We start from the raw sequence: 19372 nt of genomic DNA on the forward strand, positions 1-19372 counted from the left end.
AGGCATTGTCTTGCAGGAGGCAATATGGAACAGATGGTCAATGGCGAACCGCGCGTGCTTGCAACCGATGCAGCGCTCGACCTCATCCAGGAAATTCAGCAGGATTATCCTGATATCCTCTTCCATCAGTCCGGCGGCTGCTGTGACGGTTCTTCCCCCATGTGCTATCCCACCGACGACTTCATGGTCGGCGATCAGGATGTGAAGCTCGGCGAAATCGGCGGCGTACCCGTTTACATCAGCGCCAGCCAGTTCGAGGCGTGGAAACACACGCAGCTCATCATCGACGTCGTACCCGGTCGCGGCGGCATGTTTTCGCTCGATAATGGCCGCGAAAAGCGCTTCCTGACCCGCTCGCGCATGTTCGGCGGTGGCGAGGCCTGCACCATTCCCGGCGTCAGGACACGTGAGACGAGCTGATCGGCAGCTGCTGTAGTATTCCCATATTACCCGCGGCCCGCGATCCTTTGTTAAAGTCCATCTGTTGGTTTTTACGGGAGGAAAAATGCCAGCTAGCAAGATCCTGATGATCACAGGCGATTTTACTGAAGATTACGAAACCATGGTGCCGTTCCAGACGCTGCTTGCCTGCGGCTATACGGTCCATGCCGTCTGCCCCGGCAAGACCGCCGGCCAGACGGTCGCCACAGCCATCCATGATTTCGAAGGCGACCAGACCTATTCGGAAAAGCGCGGCCATAACTTCGCGCTGAACGCGACCTTCGAGAGCGTGCGTGCCGAAGATTATGATGCACTCGTCATTCCGGGCGGCCGTGCGCCGGAATATCTCCGTCTCAACCCAGAGGTCATCAAGGCGGTCAGGCATTTCTTCGATGCCAATAAGCCGGTCGCTGCCATCTGCCACGGCGCCCAGCTTCTCGCGGCCGCCGATGTCCTCGAAGGCCGTACCTGCTCGGCCTATCCCGCCTGCCGCCCGGAAGTCGAGCTCGCCGGCGGGACCTATGCCGATATCGCGATTACCGATGCCGTTTCCGACGGCAATCTCGTCACCGCGCCTGCATGGCCGGCCCACCCCTCGTGGCTGCGCCAGTTCATGACGGTGCTCGATGCGGCAACGGTTCTGGAGACCAATGCCGCCTAAAGCATGTCGCGCAAAAGTGCGAAGCCCTTTTGCGATAACGACATGCAATCAAGGCTCTAAAGCGTGCCAAGCGAATCCGAAGGATTCGCGGCACGCTTTAAATGGACGGGCGCGAGGAACGCGATGTGCGAACTATTCGTCAAAGCTGACGCCAGGCTCTGGGAAAGTACAACCCGGTCGCTGCGCATCAATGGCATGGTCACCAGCGTGCGGCTGGAGAATTTCTTCTGGTCGAAGCTGGAGGAAATCGCTACCCGCGACGGCATGAACGTGGTTCAGCTGATCACCAGGCTGCATCACGAGTCGATCGATGCCGGCCATGACCTCGGCAACTTCACCTCGTTCCTCCGCGTCTGCTGCGCCCGCTACCTGGACCTCCAGCTTGCCGGCGACATCCCCGCAGATCTCTCGCGGCCGATCGCCGGCCTCGATGCGCCGGAAATTCTGGGGAGGGAGAAGCGGAAATATCATTGAATTCCCCTAAGCCAGTGCCGGTGATTTTTAGATAGGCGGATTGCCCCTCTGCATGAGACAATCGCCTCGGCCGCCATCAACCGCATTACTCGGTTTGACCGGGCGGAGCGGAGGGGAAGATGGCGGCGGTCGTAGCGCGACGGTATTTCATGGTCGGCGATGGTGCCGATGACTGACGGCTCCACATCGCACACCACCAGCATGGTGAGCCTGGCCCGTGAGGAATGGTTCCTTGGAGTCAGCATCGCGACCACCCTGATTTTCCTCGCTTTCCGCGATCCGATCTTCGCCCGGCTTTCCGAGCCGGTCTGGTTCGTCGTCATTCTTCTCTGGCTTTTTGCCGTCGTGCTGGGCTCTGCCCTTTCGGTCGTTCGCCATGCGGATCATCTGGCAGAGCAGCTCCAGGAGCCATACGGAACCCTCGTCCTGACGCTTGCCATTACCTCGATCGAAGTGATGGCGATCTCAGCCGTCATGCTTCACGGGGAAAACAATCCGACGCTCGCCCGCGACACGCTGTTTGCCGTGGTGATGATCATCCTGAACGGCATGGTCGGGTTGTCGCTGCTCTTAGGCGCATGGCGGCGGGAAGACCAACAGCATAATCTGCACGGCGCCAACGCCTATCTCGGCGTTATCGTGCCCTTGGCGACCCTCAGCCTCGTGATGCCGACGTTTCTCGCCGGCCCGGATGGCCCGCATCCCTCGGCTCCGAGACAGATGTTTCTCGGCATCATCTCGATCGGCCTCTACAGCATATTTCTCCTGTTGCAGTCCGGCCGCCACCAGAGCTACTTCGCCGATGATCGCGACGATCATGAGCGGCACGCAGTCGGCATACGGCACCACCGGTCGGTATGGCATCATGCACTGCTGTTGCTCGCTTATATGGGACCGGTCGTCTTCCTGGTCGAACAGCTTGCCCTGCCGATCGACTATGTGATCGAAACCCTGCATGCACCGGCAGCATTTGGCGGTGTGATCATGGCGGTGCTTGTCGCGACACCCGAAGCCATCAGCGCCGTGCGCGCTTCCGTCGCCAACCATCTGCAACGCGCCATCAACATCTTCCTCGGCTCGGTCCTGTCGACGATCGGCCTGACCGTGCCGGCCATGCTGGCGATCAGCCATCTTTACGGGCACCCCGTCACATTGGGGCTTCAGGGTCCGGATCTCGTCATGTTCGTGCTGACGCTCGCCGTCAGCATCATTACCTTTTCAAGTGGCCGCACCAACCTCATGCAGGGCGCGGTTCACCTGGTGCTATTTTTGGCTTACATACTGCTCATTACCCAGCAGTGAGCAGAAAATGTCCAGGCTGAGCCGCCGGCCCGGGCTATGCAGCCGTCAATCATTTAGACACAGCTAAATTGCATGCCGCAAGCTATTGCAATTTCGGCCAATCCCGCGACATAGTACCGCATGCCTGAAACATCCGGCGGCTATAGGGATCGCTGCCAAGGCACGCATCAAGACCGGGGCAAATAGATCATCGGGGCAGCAAGAATGCGTGAGGGATTGCATCGGGGCCTGCAGATTTCTGTGACACTCATCGGCGTGACAGTGGTCGCTGCCTGCGATGGAAGCAGCAATACTTACGTCCCGCCTCCGCCGCCGGCCGTCCGTGTTGCGCAACCAATCCAGAAGCCCGTCACCCTCTATTTCGAACTCACAGGCAATACTGCGCCGCTGAACTCAGTCGATATCGAAGCGCGCGTCCAGGGTTACCTTCAATCGATCGACTATCAGGACGGCACGACGGTAACGAAGGGCACCAAGCTGTTCGGGATCGAGCGCGACACCTATCAGGCCCAGCTTGATCAGGCCAAGGCATCCCTCGCATCGCAACAGGCATCCCAGGTTGGTGCCAAGCAGGAGTACGATCGTCAGCTCAATCTGATGAAGCAGCAGGTCACGACGCAGACAGCCGTCGACAGCGCCAAGGCGACGCTCGACGAAGCCAATGCGCAAATCCTCAATGCGCAGGCCAATGTCGAACTTGCAACGATCAATCTTGGCTATACCGAAGTGATTGCACCCTTCGATGGCACGGTGACCGACCACCTTGTCGATATCGGCACGCTCGTCGGCGTCTCAGGCCCCACCAAGCTCGCCAGCATTGTCCAGACGGACCCGATCTATGCCTATTTCAACGTCAGTGAAACCCAGGTGCTGCTGATCAAGGATATGTTGAGAAAGCAGGGACGCACCTTCAAGCAGACGGATCTGCCGAGCATCTCAGCCGAACTCGGCCTGCAATCCGAAGAAGGCTACCCGCATAAGGGACATCTCGACTACGTCTCGCCGCAACTCGATGCATCGACCGGCACGCTTCAGGTCCGGGCTCTGTTCGACAACAAAGACAAGGACATGCTGCCCGGCCTCTTCGTGCGCGTTCGCGTACCGATCCGCCAGGATGAGAAGGCACTGCTCGTACGCGACGACGCGATCGCAACCAACCAGCTCGGCAGCTATCTGCTCGTTCTCGGCAAGGATGACACCGTCGAACAGAAACAGGTCAAGACTGGCCAGCGCGAAGGCGCCCTCCGCGTCATCGAATCCGGCGTCGGTCCAGCTGACTGGGTCGTCGTACAGGGCATCCAGCAGGCAATCCCCGGCAGCAAGGTCGCACCGGAGAAAATCGATATGAAAATGCAGCCGGCAGAAGCCGGCGCCGATGCAAAGGCCGCGACGACGACCCAGTAAAATCCGCCACTCGCTTCATCTGAAAGTCCAAGGACAACAGCATGATCTCGCGCTTCTTCATTGAACGGCCGGTGCTCGCCAATGTTCTAGCATTGGTCTTTGTTCTCATCGGCGCGGTGGCTCTTTTTCAACTGCCAGTGGCGCAATATCCTGATGTCGTTCCGCCGACAGTGCAGGTAACGACCCGCTTTCCGGGCGCCAGCGCCAAGACGCTCGTCGATACGGTCGCGCTGCCGATCGAGCAGCAGGTCAACGGCGTGCAGGACATGCTCTACATGCAGTCGACCAGCGCAAGCGATGGCACTTACTCACTAACCGTGACCTTTGCGATCGGAACAGATCCGGACCAAGCACAGGTCCTGGTGCAGAACCGCGTCGCGATTGCCATGTCGTCGCTTCCACAGGCGGTGCAGGTTCAGGGCGTCAGCACCCAGAAGAAATCAACCGCAATCCTCGGCTTCGTCAGCCTGACTTCGCCCGACAGCCGCTATGACAGCCTGTTCCTTTCGAACTACGCCGTCATCAACCTCCAGAACGAACTTGCCCGCCTGCCCGGCGTTGGCAACGTCACGGTCTTCGGCGCCGGCCAATACGCCATGCGCATCTGGATGGATCCGAACCTGCTGCAGGCCCGCGGGCTGACACCACAGGATATCGTCAATGTCGTGCAGCAACAGAGCCAGGAGGTAACGGCAGGCCAGATTGGCATTCCGCCGGTGCCCCAGGGGCAGACATTCCAATACACGCTGAACATCAATGGCCGGCTGAATGATGCTGTCGACTACGAAAACATCATCGTCAAGGTCGATGGCGCGGACGGCGGCCGGGTAACGCGCATCCGCGATATCGGCAGGGTCGAATTGGGTGCGCAGACCTATAGCCAGACATTCATGCAAAATGGACGACCGGCTGCGGGCATCGGTATCTCCCAATTGCCGGAAGCAAACGCCATTGCTGTGGCCCGGGCAGTCGATGCGAAGATGGCGGAACTGGCGAAGGCCTTCCCGCCGGGCCTCGAATATCATCTTCCCTTCGACACGACGAAATTCGTCAAGGCGTCGATCAACGAAGTCTATGTCACGCTGATCGAGGCCGGCGTTCTTGTTCTCATTGTCATTCTGCTGTTTCTGCAGGACTGGCGAGCCATGCTCGTGCCGGCGACAACGGTGCCTGTTACCATCATCGGCGCCTTTGCCGCGATGGCAGCCATGGGCTTCACCGTCAACCTCTCCACCCTGTTTGCAATCGTTCTCGCCATCGGCATCGTCGTCGATGACGCCATCGTCATTGTCGAAGGCGTCGCGAGACATATAGAAGCCGGCATGTCCGGCAGGCAGGCAGCCGAAAAGGCGATGGACGAACTGCTCGGCCCCGTCATCGGTATCACGCTGGTGCTGATGGCGGTTTTCATTCCAGCCGCCTTCCTGCCGGGGCTGACGGGCCAGCTTTACCGCCAGTTTGCCCTCGTGATCGCCGCCACGGCGCTGATCAGCGCCATCAACGCCGTGACGTTGAAACCGACGCAATGCGCCCTCTGGCTGCGCACGCCGGTGCCTCCGGAAAAGCGCAACGTCGTCTATCGCGGCTTCAACAGGATCTACGACTGGGGCGAACGCGGATATGTGGGTCTGATCGGCTCGATGACGCGCCACGCCACGGTCATGGTTATTCTGGCGCTGGCGCTGATGAGCGTCGCTGTCTGGGGGCTCACACGCGTGCCGACCGCGTTCCTGCCGATCGAGGACCAGGGATACGTGCTGATCGGCGCGCAATTGCCTGACGGCGCATCCAAGGAGCGCACCGACGCCGTCATGGCGGAGGTCGGCAAGATCGCCCAGGAGACGCCGGGCGTCGATCAGGTCCTGACGATCAGTGGCATATCCGTTCTCGATAACAATGCCAGTCTGCAGAACGCCGGCATTGCCTATGTCGTGCTCAAGGACTGGGATGAAAGGCTAAAGGAAAAGGGCCAGGATCTTCTGTCCATCTACCAGCATCTGAACGGCGCGCTGCAAAACGTACTGGCCGCGAAAACCCTCGTCATCGTGCCGCCCCCCATCCAGGGCGTCGGCAATGCCAGCGGCTTTACGATGCAAGTGGAACTTAAGAATGGTGTTTCGGACTACGCACTGTTGCAGTCTCTTACCGATACGATAGTGAAAAATGGCGAAGCCCAGTCATCTTTGCAAAGGCTAAGCACGTCGTTCCGTTCGAATGTGCCGCAGCTCGAGATCGTGGTCGACCGTATCAAGGCCGAGACATTGGGCGTCACGGTCGGACAGGTTTTCTCTGCGCTTTCGGGCTACGTCGGATCGAGCTACGTGACACAGTTCAACAAGTTTGGCCGCACGTTCCAGGTCTATGCCCAGGCATCTCCGGAATTCCGCATCAGCCCTGACGATATCCGCAATCTGGAGGTCAAGGCCGGGGATGGCACGATGGTGCCGCTCGGAACCGTTGTCGATATCAAACCGATGCAAGGCCCCTCACTGATCAGCCTCTACAACCTCTACCCGTCAGCAACCATCGTTGGCGGACCTGCCGCCGGCTTCAGCTCCGGCCAGGCACTCGACGTCATGGAGCAGATCGCCGACCAGACCTTGCCGACAGGAACCGGCTATGAGTGGACGGCGCTCTCCTATCAGGAAAAGGCGGTCGGCGGACAGATCTACTATATCTTCGCGCTCGGCATGCTGCTCGTCTATTTCGTGCTTGCGGGTCAATATGAAAGCTGGATTCTGCCGCTTGCCGTGCTGCTGGCCGTCCCGCTAGCCCTGCTCGGCACCGTCGGCGCGTTGATGGCGGCGGGCGTCGCCAACAATCTCTACACCCAGATCGGCCTGATCCTTTTGATCGCCCTAGCATCGAAGAATGCCATCCTGATCGTCGAATATGCGCGTGAAAAGCGTGAGGAAGGCGTGGAAATACTGGATGCCGCAGTCGAGGCGGCCCGTCTGCGCTTCCGCCCGATTCTCATGACATCTTTCGCCTTCATTCTCGGCGTGCTGCCGCTCGTTTTGGCAACGGGGGCCGGCGCATCCGCCCGCAAGTCGATCGGCATATCGGTCTTCAGCGGCATGATCGCATCGACCTGCCTTGCCGTGCTGTTCGTTCCGTCCTTTTACGTCGTGCTGCAGCGCCTTGAGGAATTCAGAAGGCGCCGCAGCAAAACTCCTGCAATCGCAGATGCGGAAATGGGGGTGCAATAAAGCAGTTCCGGGATTCGAAGAAAAACGGAAATGTTCTACCCTCGCATGCGAACTTATTGCACGATCACCTGAACATAAACGCCGCCGCTCTTGGCGTAATACAAGCCACCGCAGCGGTAGTAATAGCCACCATAATAAGCGCCGTAGACGCAACCGGCCGGAAGCACGGCAATGGTCGTCGCCGTTCGTCGGACAACCCGGCGCGTCGTCCGGCGGGCAACGCCGGCGTAGGACAGCGGCGTCAGGGGCCGACCGATGACAGCGCCCGCCGGTGTTGCGAAGCCGATCGACACCGGCAGCGGACCTTGCCCCTCCGTGCGAAAATCCGTGAAGGTCATCGCGCCGGCAAGGCAGAGGGCGAAAAAGAGCGTGCTGCGGGTCATTGCATCTCTCCTGTGACAGCAGGCGCCGGAAGCTCGTCGATCGATTGAAGTTCACTCAGATCCACGGTCTCGGCATTGGCAGGAATGTCGATGTCGTAGGACGTGGCGCCAACGGCCGCTCCGCTTTTGAAGTCACTGATCTCAAGCGTATATTGCGGCGCCTGGACGACATGTTTACTGGTGATCACATAACGCCGAGGTATCGGCTGCGGCCCCGTCTGTATCCAGATCTGCCAGTCGATTTCCGGCGTTCGAAAGGCCAGATATTCGCATTCCACACCGTCGACGAAGGCGCTGGAAATGTGCTTCGCCTCGGTCACATCGGTCATCAGCGTATCGAAGACATGCGACGAGAGAAGATCGGCGCCAGGCGCTTCCACGCCCGCATTGGCGAGCCGGTCGATCAGGTCATCGAGCGAGCCCTTGCCATCAATCTTCGCATAGGCATTGAGGTTCTTCCCATGCACGGTCAGTGTCGAACCATCGAAGCTGACATCGATATCGGCAAAGCCGCCGGTTCTTGTAACGCGCAGCTTGTCAGGCCGGGTGATATTGGCCGTGCCCGAACTGACGAATTGTAGCTTCTCGAAGTCCTGCGTCACCGCTTCGAGCGAGGATTGGTAGCTGAAGGATATTGTCTTCTGCGCCACCAAAAAATCGGACATGGCCTTCAGAAGATCTTTTGCGTCATCCGCCCATGCACGGGTCGGCAGGATAAGGCCGGCAGCAACAGCGGAATAGCTCAGTATTCGTTTCAATCGCGATAGATGAGAAGTCGATGACATGGCAACTGCCTTTCATTTGTGTCGTCATTGAATTCATCGAATGCGGAGATTTCGGATTGTCCCGCGGCAACAGCGGAACGGCTGCCTGGAGCCGTCAGGAGAATGCCTGACGGCTCAGGCATTTTCGGCGGAAGCGGATAGGAATTGGAAAGTCGCTAGAGCCCTGAGGTCAGCACCCTATGGCATGCCGGCGACACGCGCTGCAGATTGTCCCGCAGGCACGAGATGACCCGACCGCCACCGATTGGCACCATTCGGCAAAAAGCCCGGAAATCAGGCCCGCATGTCTCACGCACGATCATCACTTCCTCACGCGGAGAGAAGACAGGCATGGCGGCCGGCCGAGTTGCCGGCGGTGCGGCAGTTGTTGCAGCACCTGCACCGGCAGCGGGCGCGCCTGCTGCACCGATAGCCGCAACGGCCTGCTGACAGGGCGCCGACAGACGGGCGCTATGCTGCTGCAGGCAGGAGAGTGCCGCAGCACCTCCCGGGGCCACGCCGGAGCATTGCGCCATGAAATCGGAGCGGCAGGCTGACTTGACGGCATCACGCTGCGCCTCGGCCGGTTGAGCCGCCGTCTGAGCACCAGCTGCCGGTGCCGGCGTCGCCGCCCCTGTCGTAACAGGCGCCGCTTGAGATGGTTCTGCAGCTGTCGATTTCGGCTTGGCGGTGATCGCTGATACCGCCTTACGGCAGGCAGCGGAGAGGGTGGACTCGTGTTGCTGCAGGCAATTCAGCGCCTCGATGCCCCCCGGCTGCACACCGGAGCATTGTGCGATGAAATCGGAGCGGCAGGCCGCCCGGACCTCACTGCGCTGCTCTTCGGTGGGTGCCTGCGCGACAGCGATCCCGGCAAAAAGACTGGCTGCACAGAAGAGACTTGATACTGACAGCCCCAACGGAAGCCAGCACCTCTTGCGTCGTATTGCCGATTGAGAAGATGCATATTTTCGCATTGTCCCCTCCCTGGAAAGTTTATCGATTTACGGCATGAATACTCCGGCTGAACGAGACAGCAGACCTGGAAAGACCAATAGAAATGCGTGCGCGGAAGCTTGAAGCACCACACGGAATTACTTTAGCACATTCGAAATTTAGAAAGTAGACGCGAATATCCAGATAATGGTTAGCCCTATGCTTACGCCGTGCCTGCCGGATTTCGAGATGCCATGGCACCACGACACGATTTACATCTCAGTCGTCGCAATGCGGCGAACCCGCAGAAGTTTCGATCGGCGGTGCTCAGGTCATCCGGATCGAAGGCACGCTCACCGGCGCGTCCGAACAGGCATTTGCACATATCGGCCCTGCGCTTGACCGAAAGCGGCTAAAATGTCGAAGGAGTGTTGATCCAGATCAGCGTCGTCTGCCCATCGAAATTATTGCGCCACGAGTGCCACCGGCTGCTGTCGAAATAGAAGCTGTCGCCGGAACGCAACTCGTGAAACTGATCACCATCGAGGATGATTTCCAGGCCGCCGGTCAGCACATGGATGAATTCTTCGCCTTCGTGCTGATAAGCACCTTCACTGGATGCGCCGGGCGCCAGATCGAAGCGGTGGCATTCCATCTGGTTGTTACCTTCGGCAAGAACCCGAATTGTTACGCCGGAAGCGGTGGTTGGCCAGGTCGTCCACTCGCCATCCCGCACCAATGATGCGCCCTGCCGAGATTTCCCCTGGCCGCTGAGGGCCGCGATCGTCGTACCCAGATATTGGGCCACATTATGCAGCGCCGTCAGAGAGATGCCTTGCGACGTTCGCTCGAAAGTGGAGAGGATAGATAGCGTCGTGCCGGTCGATCGTGCCACCGTTTCCAAAGTCAGGCCGGCCTTCTTCCGCAGTTGACGTAGTTTCATACCGATGGGCAGGTCCGAGGCTTCGCGATCTTCTACGACTGGCATCCCGGCTCGGCGGTCCGCCATGTTATCCAATGTGAGCGCCTGCTTGATCGCAGCCGGATTGAGGCCCTTTTCGCTCCGCAACCAACTGATGGTCTTCAGCCGCTCTACAAGGGTTCCATCATAAAGGCGCTGCCCCGAACGTGTGCGGATGGGCTCGATCAACCCCTGTTGCTCCCACAGCCGTAGCGTGGAAGCCGACACCCCGGCCATGCGGGCGGCTTCGGTAATTTTGAAGTGGATGACGTTCATGAACCGACGCTTCTGGTGATGCCTCTGGTCAACCTTCATAATTGCAAAAAGGCACGTTGAAAACCTACAGAAAAAATGTAGATAATGTTACAGGAGCGAACAGGCTCGTAAATGCGATAACTCAGGGGACCACACCAACATGCAGAATCTTGAAATTGCTTCGCGCCGCACGGATGCCATATCTCGCGGCGTCGGTGTCACGACGCAGATTTACGCCGATAAGGCGCAAAATGCTGAGATCTGGGACGTTGAAGGTCGCCGTTATATCGATTTTGCAGCAGGCATCGCCGTGGTCAACACCGGTCACCGGCATCCCAAAGTGATCGCTGCCGTCAAGGATCAGCTCGATCATTTCACCCACACCTGCCATCAGGTCGTACCCTACGAAAACTATGTGCGGCTGGCCGAGCGCCTGAACCATCTCGTCCCGGGCGATTTCAAGAAGAAGACCATCTTCGTCACAACAGGCGCGGAAGCCGTTGAGAATGCCGTCAAGATCGCCCGCGCGGCCACCAATCGCTCTGCGGTCATCGCCTTCACGGGCGGTTTCCACGGACGTACTTTCATGGGGATGTCGCTGACGGGAAAGGTCGTGCCTTACAAGAACGGCTTCGGCCCCATGGTGCCCGACGTCTTCCACGTTCCATTCCCCGTCGAACTGCACGGTCAGAGCATCGAGGATTCCCTCGCCGTTCTGGATAAGATGTTCAAAGCCGATGTCGATCCGAGCCGTGTCGCTGCCTTCATCGTCGAGCCGGTGCAGGGTGAAGGGGGTTTCTACGAAGTTCCGCGTGCATTCATGCAGAAGCTGCGGGAGCTTGCCGATAAGCATGGGATTCTGCTGATTGCAGATGAAGTGCAGACCGGTTTTGCCCGCACGGGCAAACTGTTTGCCATGGAGCATTTCGGCGTCGTGGCCGACATCACTACCATGGCCAAGGGTCTTGGCGGCGGCTTCCCCATCGCAGCCGTTACGGGCCGCGCAGAGATCATGGACGCACCAGGCCCCGGTGGTCTCGGAGGCACCTATGGCGGCAACCCGATCGGCATTGCCGCAGGCAATGCCGTTCTTGACGTCATTGAGGAGGAAAACCTTAACGAGCGGGCAACCTCGCTCGGCAATCGCCTGAAACAAAAGCTTCAATCGCTGCGTGACGCCGTGCCGCAGATTGCCGATATTCGCGGCCCGGGCTTCATGAATGCCATCGAGTTCAACCTCCCCGAAACGAAAACGCCAAATGCGGATTTCACCAATAAGGTGCGTGAGCGCGCTTTGCAGAAGGGGCTGATTCTGCTGACCTGCGGTGTATACGGGAATGTGATCCGCTTCCTCGCGCCCATAACCATTGAAGACGATGTTTTCAACGAAGCGCTTTCCATTCTCGAAACGACGCTGCGTGAATGTGCTTCGGAGGCTTGATCCCATGACGATTTCACAAAAACTCATATCGATGCTCAAGGACCCGTCCCTTGCGGCCGACAAGGCGCTGATTGCCGGCAAGTGGGTGGCTGTGAGCGATAGCGGCAAGACCTTCGACGTAACCAACCCTTCTACGGGTGAGTTGGTCGCGACCCTTCCCGACATGGGTCGCGAGGAGGCCGCGCGCTGCATTGAAGCGGCCTACAGGGCGCAGAAGCTCTGGGCCGCGAAGACCGGCAAGGAACGCGCGGCTGTTCTTCGCAAATTGTTCGACCTTCTGGTAGAAAATGCTGACGACCTCGCAGTCATTCTGACCATGGAAATGGGCAAGCCATTGGCCGAAGCGAAAGGCGAGATCCTCTACGGCGCTTCCTACGTCGAGTGGTTCGGTGAAGAGGCCAAGCGCGTCTATGGCGACACCATCCCCGGCCATCAACAGGACAAGCGCATCATCATTCTCAAACAACCGGTCGGCGTCGTGGCCTCTATCACGCCGTGGAACTTTCCCAATGCGATGCTGGCCCGCAAATTCGCTCCCGCCGTTGCCGCGGGATGTGCGATGGTGTCCAAACCGGCTGCGGAAACGCCGCTTTCCGCTTTGGCTCTCGCTGTTCTGGCTGAGCGCGCTGGGCTGCCCGCCGGTATATTCAACGTTGTTCTCTCGACGGATTCCTCCTCCGTCGGCAAGGAGTTCACGGAGAACGACAAGGTCCGCAAGCTGACCTTCACCGGCTCCACCAATGTCGGCAAAATCCTCATGCGCCAGGGCGCGGACCAGATCATGAAACTTGGCCTGGAACTGGGCGGCAACGCGCCCTTCATCGTGTTCGACGATGCGGATCTGGACGCCGCAGTAGAAGGCGCGATGGTTTCGAAATACCGCAACAACGGACAGACGTGTGTGTGCGCCAACCGCCTCTACGTCCAGTCGGGCGTTTATGATGCTTTTGCGAAAAAACTCTCGGAAAAGGTTGCAGCCATGAAGGTGGGCGACGGCTTCGAGGCGGGCGTCAATGCCGGACCGCTGATTACGCAAAAGGCTCTGGAAAAGGTCGAGGAGCACATTTCAGACGCCGTATCGAAGGGTGCGGAAGTGGCACTTGGTGGCAACAGGGACGCGCGCGGAGGCCTGTTCTTCCAGCCGACGGTGTTGACAGGCGTAACCACGGACATGAAGGTCGCCCGCGAGGAAACCTTCGGTCCGGTAGCGCCCCTGTTCGAGTTCGAAACGGAAGAAGACGTTATCGAAATGGCCAATAATACTGAATTTGGCCTGGCATCCTATTTCTACTCGAAAGACATGTCGAAAATCTTCCGGGTAGCGGAAGCGCTGGAATACGGCATGGTAGGCATCAATACCGGCCTCATTTCCACGGAGGTCGCCCCCTTTGGCGGCATAAAGCAATCCGGCCAAGGTCGCGAGGGATCGAAGTACGGCATCGAGGACTATCTCGAAATTAAATATCTGTGCCTGAGCATTTAAGACTGTTGTCGATCACTTCACGCGAATGCCTGGCTCTGGTCGCCGACACATCCCTCTCAAGCTACCAATAAAATAGCCCGCTTGTGGCGGGCTATTTTGCTGCCTAGCGGCAAGCCTGATACACTGGTCTTCATCCACCGACTTAGTCCTGATTGGCAATCACCGGCAATTTGCCTTCGTCCGAAGCACGGGCTTCGGTCTGCCGGGCGGCAGAGATGAGGCGGCGGTGTGCGCGGATCGCGTTCCATTGTTGGTCGACCAGCACGCCGATGAGGATCACGCCACCCATGACGGCGAAGTTCAGCGACGAGGGGATACCAAGCAGATTCACGAGGTTCTGCAACTCCTGGAGCAGGACCGTTCCGAGCACGACGCCAACGATCGATCCCTCGCCGCCGCGGAGCGAAAAGCCACCGAGTACGGCAGCGGCAATCGCGTAGAGTTCATAGAACTGGCCATGGCTGGCCGGCGAGATCGAGCGTGTGTACATGGCGAAATAGATTGCCGCGAGCGCCGTAAGCAGTCCGCAGATGACATAGGCCGACATCACCATCCGGCCGGTGCGGATACCGGAATAGCGGGCCGCCTCCTCGTTCTTGCCGATTGCGTAAAGATAACGCCCGAAGACAGAGCGATGCAGCACCACCCACATGACCACGGAAATGATGACGAGCGCTATGAAGGTGTTGGGGACGCCGTAGAACCGTCCGGCGGTGATGAACTCGAGGTCCGGGAAATTTTGGCCGAATGCAAAACCCGCCGTTCCGTCGGCCGTATAGAAGCGCGCCGCCCCGCGATAGATAAGGAGGCCGCAAAGAGTGACGACGAAGGGTTGCAGGTTCAGCCGGGTGATCAGCCAGCCGTGAATGGCACCTATGGCCGCGCCGAGCACTAAAATGAGCGGTAGCGCCAGCATCCATGGCATATCCTGGACCGCGATGAAATCGACAAACAGCACGCCAAGGAGCGCTACGAGCGAACCCACGGAAAGTTCGATACCGCCTGTAATAATGACGTAGGCCTGGCCAATCGACAGGATGCCGAACAGACCGATCAGGTTGGCGGTATTCGCCAGATTGATCGGCAGCAGGAAGCGCGGATTGATGATGGCGACGACGATGCCGACGACGACGATCAAAAGCAGCAGTCCAAGATCTTTCTTGATCATTCGAGACCCATTCCCCGATACCTGATTATAGTGCCGCGGCGGCTATTTTACGCGTTTGCCGACAGCAAGCAAAAGGACGCTTTCCTGACTGAATTCGTCCTCATCGAGAATGCCGGCGATCTGGCCCTCATGCATGACGGCAATGCGGTCAGAAACGCCGATCACCTCTTCCATGTCGCTGGAGATCATCAGGATCGCGACACCGGCATCGGCAAGTGCCCGCATCAGACCGTAGATCTCGTTCTTCGCGCCGATATCGATGCCGCGTGTCGGCTCGTCGAAGATCATCACCTTCGGACTCTTCGACAGCCATTTGGCAAGCACCACCTTCTGCTGGTTGCCGCCGGACAGAGTGCCGGTTCGGCTCGAAACAGAGGGCGCCTTGATGCCAAGGCGAACGCGCTGCTTTTCGGCCGCCGCCGTCTCCCGCTCGGCGGAAAGCATGAAGCGGCTGGCGAGCATGGGGAGATCGGCAAGGGTTATGTTCTGGGCGATCGGGAAATCAAGAAGAATGCCGTTGCGCTTTCGATCCTCCGGCACCAGGAAAATGCCGCGAGCAACGGCGTCCCGTGCGGACCGGACTGCAATTTTCTGCCCGTCCTGCAGGATGGATCCGCCGTAACTGCGATCAATGCCAAAGAGGACCCTGGCAAGCTCGGTGCGGCCGGACCCGACGAGGCCCGCAAGTCCCAGGATTTCTCCATACCTGATCTCCAGATCAACGGGACGGCCTGGATAGGCCTCAGTGCGCACGGCACTTATCTTCAGCGCAACTGAGCCGGGTGAGCGCTGCGGCTTTGCGGTACGGGCCGCAAGCATCCGGCCGATCATCAGCTTGACCATCTGGTCGTGGCCGATGTCCGTCTTTGCGAGCGTGCCCACAAGCGCGCCGTCACGGAGTACGACGACGCGGTCGGCTACGCGCTCAACCTCGTGGAGCCGATGCGAGATGAAAATGACACTGATGCCATCCGCCTTCAGCGATTTGATAATGCTGAGCAGCCGCTCGGTTTCAGCCAGAGGCAGGCTGGAAGTGGGTTCGTCGAAGATGACGAGCCTCGCGTTGATGGACAGCGCCTTGGCGATTTCCACCATCTGTTGCTCGGCCAGCGAAAGCGACGCTACGGGTGTGTCGGCGGAAAAATGCGCGCCCACACGCTTCAGGAGCGGCTTCACCATGTCCCTTAGTCGATCGCGATCGACGAGCTTAAGAGGTCCCGCCTTCAGCGGTTCGCGCCCCAGGAAGATATTGGCAGCGACGTCGAGATTCTCAAAGAGATTGAGTTCCTGATGCACGAAGGCGATGCCGGACGAGATGCTCGATTCCACAGTGAGGGAACGAAGTTCTGCCCCGTCGAGCAGGATCGTGCCCCGATCCGGCGCGATCACACCGCCGAGAATCTTCATCAGTGTCGATTTTCCAGCCCCGTTTTCGCCGACAAGGCCGATGATCTCGCCTGGCATGATGTCCATTGACAGGCCTTCGAGCGCAACGACACCTGGATAGGTCTTGCCAACACCGGAAAGCGAAAGGAATGGCTTTCCGGGCGCGCCCGGTGGCGGGATATCGGAACTATGGTTCATCGGCTGTCCATGGCTGCTGATGCTGACGGCATGAAATGCCTTTCGCGGCGGCGGTGAGTGTCGCCGCCGCGAAAGAGGTTATTTTCCAGCCATGGCCTTCAGGTTGGCAGCATATTTGTCAACATCATCCTTGCCGATGATCACCGTCGGGATGATGATCAAGCCATCGGCGGGAATGCCGGACTTGTCGCCCTTGAGGTAGGCGGCCATTAATTTCATGCCTTGATAGGCCCATTCGAACGGCTGCTGTACGACGGTTGCCGCGATCGTACCTTCCTTGACGCCGCCGAGCGTGATCGGATCGTCATCAAAGCCGACGACGGTGATCTGGCCGAGTTTGCCTGCGTCGCGCAGCGCCTCATAGATGCGCGGCGTGTTATAGGAGTAGAAGCCGACCATGCAGGTCAGGTCGGGGCTGGCCACCAACGCGTCCTCCACATTCTTCTTGGCGCGCGTCTGGTCGATGTCGTCACCACGAACATCGACAAGCTCGATCTTGGTACCCTTGAGTCCTTCCTTCATCCCTTCGATGCGCTCGCGGGCGTTATCGGCGCCCAGCAGACCGACGAAGCCCATGCACTTGCCACCCTCAGGCATCGCCTTCTTCGCGATTTCGGCCGCCTGTTTGCCGGCGTCGACGTTCGAAGAACCGATATAGGCGACGCGGTTGGTCTTCGGCGCGTCGCTGTCGGTGGTGAAGAGAGCCGTCTGCGAGCCGATCTTGTTGAGGCCGTCCGTCTGGGTCTTTGGATCGACAGCGGAGACCATGATCCCCTTGACGCCGGCGCTGACGAGATCTTCCATGAGACGCTGCTGAATGGCGACGGCCGCCTGCTCAGGATATTTCAGTTCCATGTTGTAGTCTGGCATCTCGCCCTGCGCCTTCTTCACCCCCGCCTCGGCGGCTTTCCAGAAGTCGGATGCTCCATTGACGACGAATGCGAGTGTCGGTTTGTCGGCGGCATGTGATACAGCCATCGGCGCGGCGCTCAGCATCAACGCGGCGAAAAACAAGGCTGCATTTTTCCGTTTCAGCTGTTTCATAGTACTCCTCCCAAGGGCCGCGTTTGCGAGGGCCCGTTCGCGACTTACGGCCGGCCGAATGCGCGCTCCTCCAAGATCCGTCGCGACGCGACGTGTGGCATATGTGCCGATCGCACCACGACGGTATACCAGAATCTAAATTAGTAAATAATAATATTAATGCCGATCAAAACATGTAGATGCTGGGTCAAATCTGCCCGAGGCGACACAGCTGCAAAAGCTTCGCATGCGGGAGGCTTTCAGTTGGATCTGGTTGTCGGGGCACTGATCACACGTAGGCTATTGGCTGAAAGCCTAACGAAAGGAGATAATTTCCGCTTTGCGCCAATGGGCGGGCACAGGCATTGTGCTCCAGTCAATACTGTTCGACGATCTTGGATCGCTTTCGCCTTTGCCGATGACGTTAGCGATGCGTCTTCATAAGACTATGCTGCAGGCGCGCCTCAGCCTCAGGCGACGGACCATCCACCGTCCACCAGCAGGTTCGCGCCGGTGATTAGGCTGGCGGCCGGTGATGCGAGGAAGACTACGGCACCCACCACATCGTCGGTTTCACCGATCCGGCCGAGCGGGATGTGACCGAGCGTCGCTTTACGATTGTCGGCATCGGATAGGAAAGGTGCCGTACCGTCGGTGTGGATGAACGTCGGCGATACGGTATTCACGGTAACATTGTAGCGTGCCCATTCGGCTGCTAGGCAGCGCGTAAGGTGATTGATTGCCGCCTTGCTCATGCAATAGATTGCCTCGCCACGCAGTGCCACGGTACCGGCCTGTGAGCTGATGCTGATGATCCGGCCCCCATTGCGCTTGATCATGTGACGGCCAACTGCCTGCGTCATCAGAAAGGTGCCCTTGATGTTGACATCGAGTATCTCGTCAAGGTCCTTCTCCTCAACGAGTTCCGCGAGATTGCCCGGAGCCACGCCGACGTTGTTGACGAGGATGTCGATCCGACCGAACGTGGCAAGCGCCGCATCGACGGCTTGGGCGATATGGGCCTTGTTGGGAATGTCCAGTTCAACAGGAAGAACTTTTCGTCCCGCGCCTTCGAGTTCGGCAACCAGGCCCGCCGAGGCCGCGACATCACGGACCCCTAAGATAATATCGGAGCCCGCTGCGGCACAGGCAACTGCGCAAGCGCGGCCAATGCCACGGCTCGCCCCCGTCACCAAAGTCACCTTGCCCGCAAGGCTGAAGTCCGGTGCGTTCTTCTGCATCATGATGCCTCCCTCAATGAAGCTCATTTATGCCAGCGTCGGCTTGGAGATGCCAGCTGGGAAGCGGCGACGATGGTGGCGAGCGGTTTGCTTACATTGCCGCGGCAGGACTATTTGGAGCGGCTAGGCGCCTGCGCGGTGGACACGATGGAGAAACAAAAAAGCTCCTCGACGCTTACGCGGAGGAGCTTTCTGTGAAGCGGCTTGAATGTGCGAATGTTTTTGGGTTTTGGGATGTTTGGTTGCGGGGGCAGGATTTGAACCTGCGGCCTTCAGGTTATGGTCCGCAGGACGACGAGTTACCATCGCCAGCGAAGATGAAGTCTTCGCGCCAGCGATAACATGTGACCTGCGTCTGGATATTTTGGGATGTTTGGTTGCGGGGGCAGGATTTGAACCTGCGGCCTTCAGGTTATGAGCCTGACGAGCTACCGGGCTGCTCCACCCCGCGTTATCCGATTTTTGCCGAAGGCAAGATATCGTATTTCTGCCGGAGCAAATTGCTTTGCAATTTTTCTCCTGTAAGGGACGCACCATTATGTGGTGCGCCAATTTTTCAGTCTGCATATAGGGCTTCAAAGCAAAAAGGCCGCTTTGTCAGCGGCCCTTTGATCGGCTTTGGGCCGTAAGTTTCGTTGAGAG

General features: G+C 58.8%; 16 protein-coding genes and 1 tRNA gene. 8 read left to right on the forward strand and 9 right to left on the reverse strand.

All coding sequences use genetic code 11. The features are described from left to right. The first annotated feature begins 24 nt into the window (after positions 1-24). The 6 genes from JNB85_RS16865 to JNB85_RS16890 all read left to right on the forward strand — a co-directional run bounded on the left by JNB85_RS16865 (position 25) and on the right by JNB85_RS16890 (position 7491). Positions 25-420 carry a DUF779 domain-containing protein gene (locus tag JNB85_RS16865; RefSeq protein ID WP_220335473.1) on the forward strand — a complete coding sequence of 132 codons (396 nt, stop codon included), beginning with the start codon at positions 25-27 and terminating at the stop codon, positions 418-420. An 85-nt stretch (positions 421-505) separates the two neighbouring features. Beyond that, a complete protein-coding gene (locus JNB85_RS16870) occupies positions 506-1102 on the forward strand; it encodes a DJ-1/PfpI family protein (RefSeq protein ID WP_220335474.1) in 597 nt (198 codons plus the stop codon). Positions 1103-1225: 123 nt separating this feature from the next. Next, entirely contained in the window at positions 1226-1576 is a 351-nt protein-coding gene (locus JNB85_RS16875) for a ribbon-helix-helix domain-containing protein (RefSeq protein WP_220335475.1), read from the forward strand. A 168-nt stretch (positions 1577-1744) separates the two neighbouring features. Further along, positions 1745-2878 (forward strand): calcium:cation antiporter, encoded by a 1134-nt coding sequence (locus JNB85_RS16880; RefSeq protein WP_223216519.1) that lies wholly within the window; start codon positions 1745-1747, stop codon positions 2876-2878. A gap of 204 nt (positions 2879-3082) precedes the next feature. Continuing rightward, entirely contained in the window at positions 3083-4282 is a 1200-nt protein-coding gene (locus JNB85_RS16885; protein ID WP_220335476.1) for an efflux RND transporter periplasmic adaptor subunit, read from the forward strand. 41 nt (positions 4283-4323) lie between these two features. Then, positions 4324-7491 (forward strand): efflux RND transporter permease subunit, encoded by a 3168-nt coding sequence (locus tag JNB85_RS16890; RefSeq protein WP_220335477.1) that lies wholly within the window; start codon positions 4324-4326, stop codon positions 7489-7491. A 53-nt stretch (positions 7492-7544) separates the two neighbouring features. Here the strand turns inward: JNB85_RS16890 and JNB85_RS16895 are convergent, their stop codons facing one another. The 4 genes from JNB85_RS16895 to JNB85_RS16910 all read right to left on the reverse strand — a co-directional run bounded on the left by JNB85_RS16895 (position 7545) and on the right by JNB85_RS16910 (position 10811). Continuing rightward, positions 7545-7874 (reverse strand): hypothetical protein, encoded by a 330-nt coding sequence (locus JNB85_RS16895; RefSeq protein ID WP_220335478.1) that lies wholly within the window; start codon positions 7872-7874, stop codon positions 7545-7547. Further along, the gene (locus tag JNB85_RS16900; protein ID WP_220335479.1) at positions 7871-8659 is read right to left on the reverse strand and encodes a DUF2092 domain-containing protein; all 789 of its coding nucleotides are present in this window, start codon (positions 8657-8659) and stop codon (positions 7871-7873) included. The genes JNB85_RS16895 and JNB85_RS16900 overlap by 4 nt, the downstream gene beginning before the upstream one ends. 155 nt (positions 8660-8814) lie before the next feature. Beyond that, on the reverse strand, positions 8815-9615 hold the full coding sequence (locus JNB85_RS16905; RefSeq protein WP_220335480.1) for a hypothetical protein: 801 nt from the start codon (positions 9613-9615) through the stop codon (positions 8815-8817). Positions 9616-9986: 371 nt separating this feature from the next. After that, a complete protein-coding gene (locus JNB85_RS16910) occupies positions 9987-10811 on the reverse strand; it encodes a MerR family transcriptional regulator (RefSeq protein ID WP_220335481.1) in 825 nt (274 codons plus the stop codon). A gap of 139 nt (positions 10812-10950) precedes the next feature. Between JNB85_RS16910 and JNB85_RS16915 the strand changes: the two genes are divergently transcribed. Then, positions 10951-12231, forward strand: coding sequence for a 4-aminobutyrate--2-oxoglutarate transaminase (locus tag JNB85_RS16915; protein WP_220335482.1), 1281 nt, complete (start codon positions 10951-10953; stop codon positions 12229-12231). Between the two features lie 4 nt (positions 12232-12235). Beyond that, positions 12236-13714, forward strand: coding sequence for an NAD-dependent succinate-semialdehyde dehydrogenase (locus JNB85_RS16920; RefSeq protein ID WP_220335483.1), 1479 nt, complete (start codon positions 12236-12238; stop codon positions 13712-13714). A 142-nt stretch (positions 13715-13856) separates the two neighbouring features. Here JNB85_RS16920 and JNB85_RS16925 read toward each other — a convergent pair whose 3' ends face one another. The 5 genes from JNB85_RS16925 to JNB85_RS16945 form a co-directional block, all read right to left on the reverse strand. After that, entirely contained in the window at positions 13857-14882 is a 1026-nt protein-coding gene (locus JNB85_RS16925; protein ID WP_220335484.1) for an ABC transporter permease, read from the reverse strand. A 42-nt stretch (positions 14883-14924) separates the two neighbouring features. After that, the gene (locus tag JNB85_RS16930; RefSeq protein WP_220335485.1) at positions 14925-16466 is read right to left on the reverse strand and encodes a sugar ABC transporter ATP-binding protein; all 1542 of its coding nucleotides are present in this window, start codon (positions 16464-16466) and stop codon (positions 14925-14927) included. Positions 16467-16544: 78 nt separating this feature from the next. Continuing rightward, complete coding sequence (locus JNB85_RS16935; protein WP_220335486.1) at positions 16545-17510, reverse strand: sugar-binding protein; 966 nt, start codon at positions 17508-17510, stop codon at positions 16545-16547. Between the two features lie 449 nt (positions 17511-17959). Next, complete coding sequence (locus JNB85_RS16940) at positions 17960-18730, reverse strand: SDR family NAD(P)-dependent oxidoreductase (RefSeq protein ID WP_220335508.1); 771 nt, start codon at positions 18728-18730, stop codon at positions 17960-17962. Positions 18731-19104: 374 nt separating this feature from the next. After that, positions 19105-19181: transfer RNA gene (locus JNB85_RS16945), tRNA-Met, on the reverse strand. Between the last annotated feature and the right edge of the window lie 191 nt (positions 19182-19372).

Origin of the sequence: Rhizobium mesosinicum (assembly GCF_019511345.1) — a bacterium.
GTDB classification, from domain to species: domain Bacteria; phylum Pseudomonadota; class Alphaproteobacteria; order Rhizobiales; family Rhizobiaceae; genus Rhizobium; species Rhizobium mesosinicum.

Excerpts from the sequence above, each read along its gene's own strand:
- JNB85_RS16865 (WP_220335473.1), top strand. The coding sequence starts at position 25 with ATGGAACAGATGGTCAATGGCGAACCGCGCGTGCTTGCAACCGATGCA.
- JNB85_RS16870 (WP_220335474.1), top strand. The coding sequence starts at position 506 with ATGCCAGCTAGCAAGATCCTGATGATCACAGGCGATTTTACTGAAGAT.
- JNB85_RS16875 (WP_220335475.1), top strand. The coding sequence starts at position 1,226 with ATGTGCGAACTATTCGTCAAAGCTGACGCCAGGCTCTGGGAAAGTACA.
- JNB85_RS16880 (WP_223216519.1), top strand. The coding sequence starts at position 1,745 with ATGACTGACGGCTCCACATCGCACACCACCAGCATGGTGAGCCTGGCC.
- JNB85_RS16885 (WP_220335476.1), top strand. The coding sequence starts at position 3,083 with ATGCGTGAGGGATTGCATCGGGGCCTGCAGATTTCTGTGACACTCATC.
- JNB85_RS16890 (WP_220335477.1), top strand. The coding sequence starts at position 4,324 with ATGATCTCGCGCTTCTTCATTGAACGGCCGGTGCTCGCCAATGTTCTA.
- JNB85_RS16895 (WP_220335478.1), bottom strand. The coding sequence starts at position 7,874 with ATGACCCGCAGCACGCTCTTTTTCGCCCTCTGCCTTGCCGGCGCGATG.
- JNB85_RS16900 (WP_220335479.1), bottom strand. The coding sequence starts at position 8,659 with ATGTCATCGACTTCTCATCTATCGCGATTGAAACGAATACTGAGCTAT.
- JNB85_RS16905 (WP_220335480.1), bottom strand. The coding sequence starts at position 9,615 with ATGCGAAAATATGCATCTTCTCAATCGGCAATACGACGCAAGAGGTGC.
- JNB85_RS16910 (WP_220335481.1), bottom strand. The coding sequence starts at position 10,811 with ATGAACGTCATCCACTTCAAAATTACCGAAGCCGCCCGCATGGCCGGG.
- JNB85_RS16915 (WP_220335482.1), top strand. The coding sequence starts at position 10,951 with ATGCAGAATCTTGAAATTGCTTCGCGCCGCACGGATGCCATATCTCGC.
- JNB85_RS16920 (WP_220335483.1), top strand. The coding sequence starts at position 12,236 with ATGACGATTTCACAAAAACTCATATCGATGCTCAAGGACCCGTCCCTT.
- JNB85_RS16925 (WP_220335484.1), bottom strand. The coding sequence starts at position 14,882 with ATGATCAAGAAAGATCTTGGACTGCTGCTTTTGATCGTCGTCGTCGGC.
- JNB85_RS16930 (WP_220335485.1), bottom strand. The coding sequence starts at position 16,466 with ATGAACCATAGTTCCGATATCCCGCCACCGGGCGCGCCCGGAAAGCCA.
- JNB85_RS16935 (WP_220335486.1), bottom strand. The coding sequence starts at position 17,510 with ATGAAACAGCTGAAACGGAAAAATGCAGCCTTGTTTTTCGCCGCGTTG.
- JNB85_RS16940 (WP_220335508.1), bottom strand. The coding sequence starts at position 18,730 with ATGCAGAAGAACGCACCGGACTTCAGCCTTGCGGGCAAGGTGACTTTG.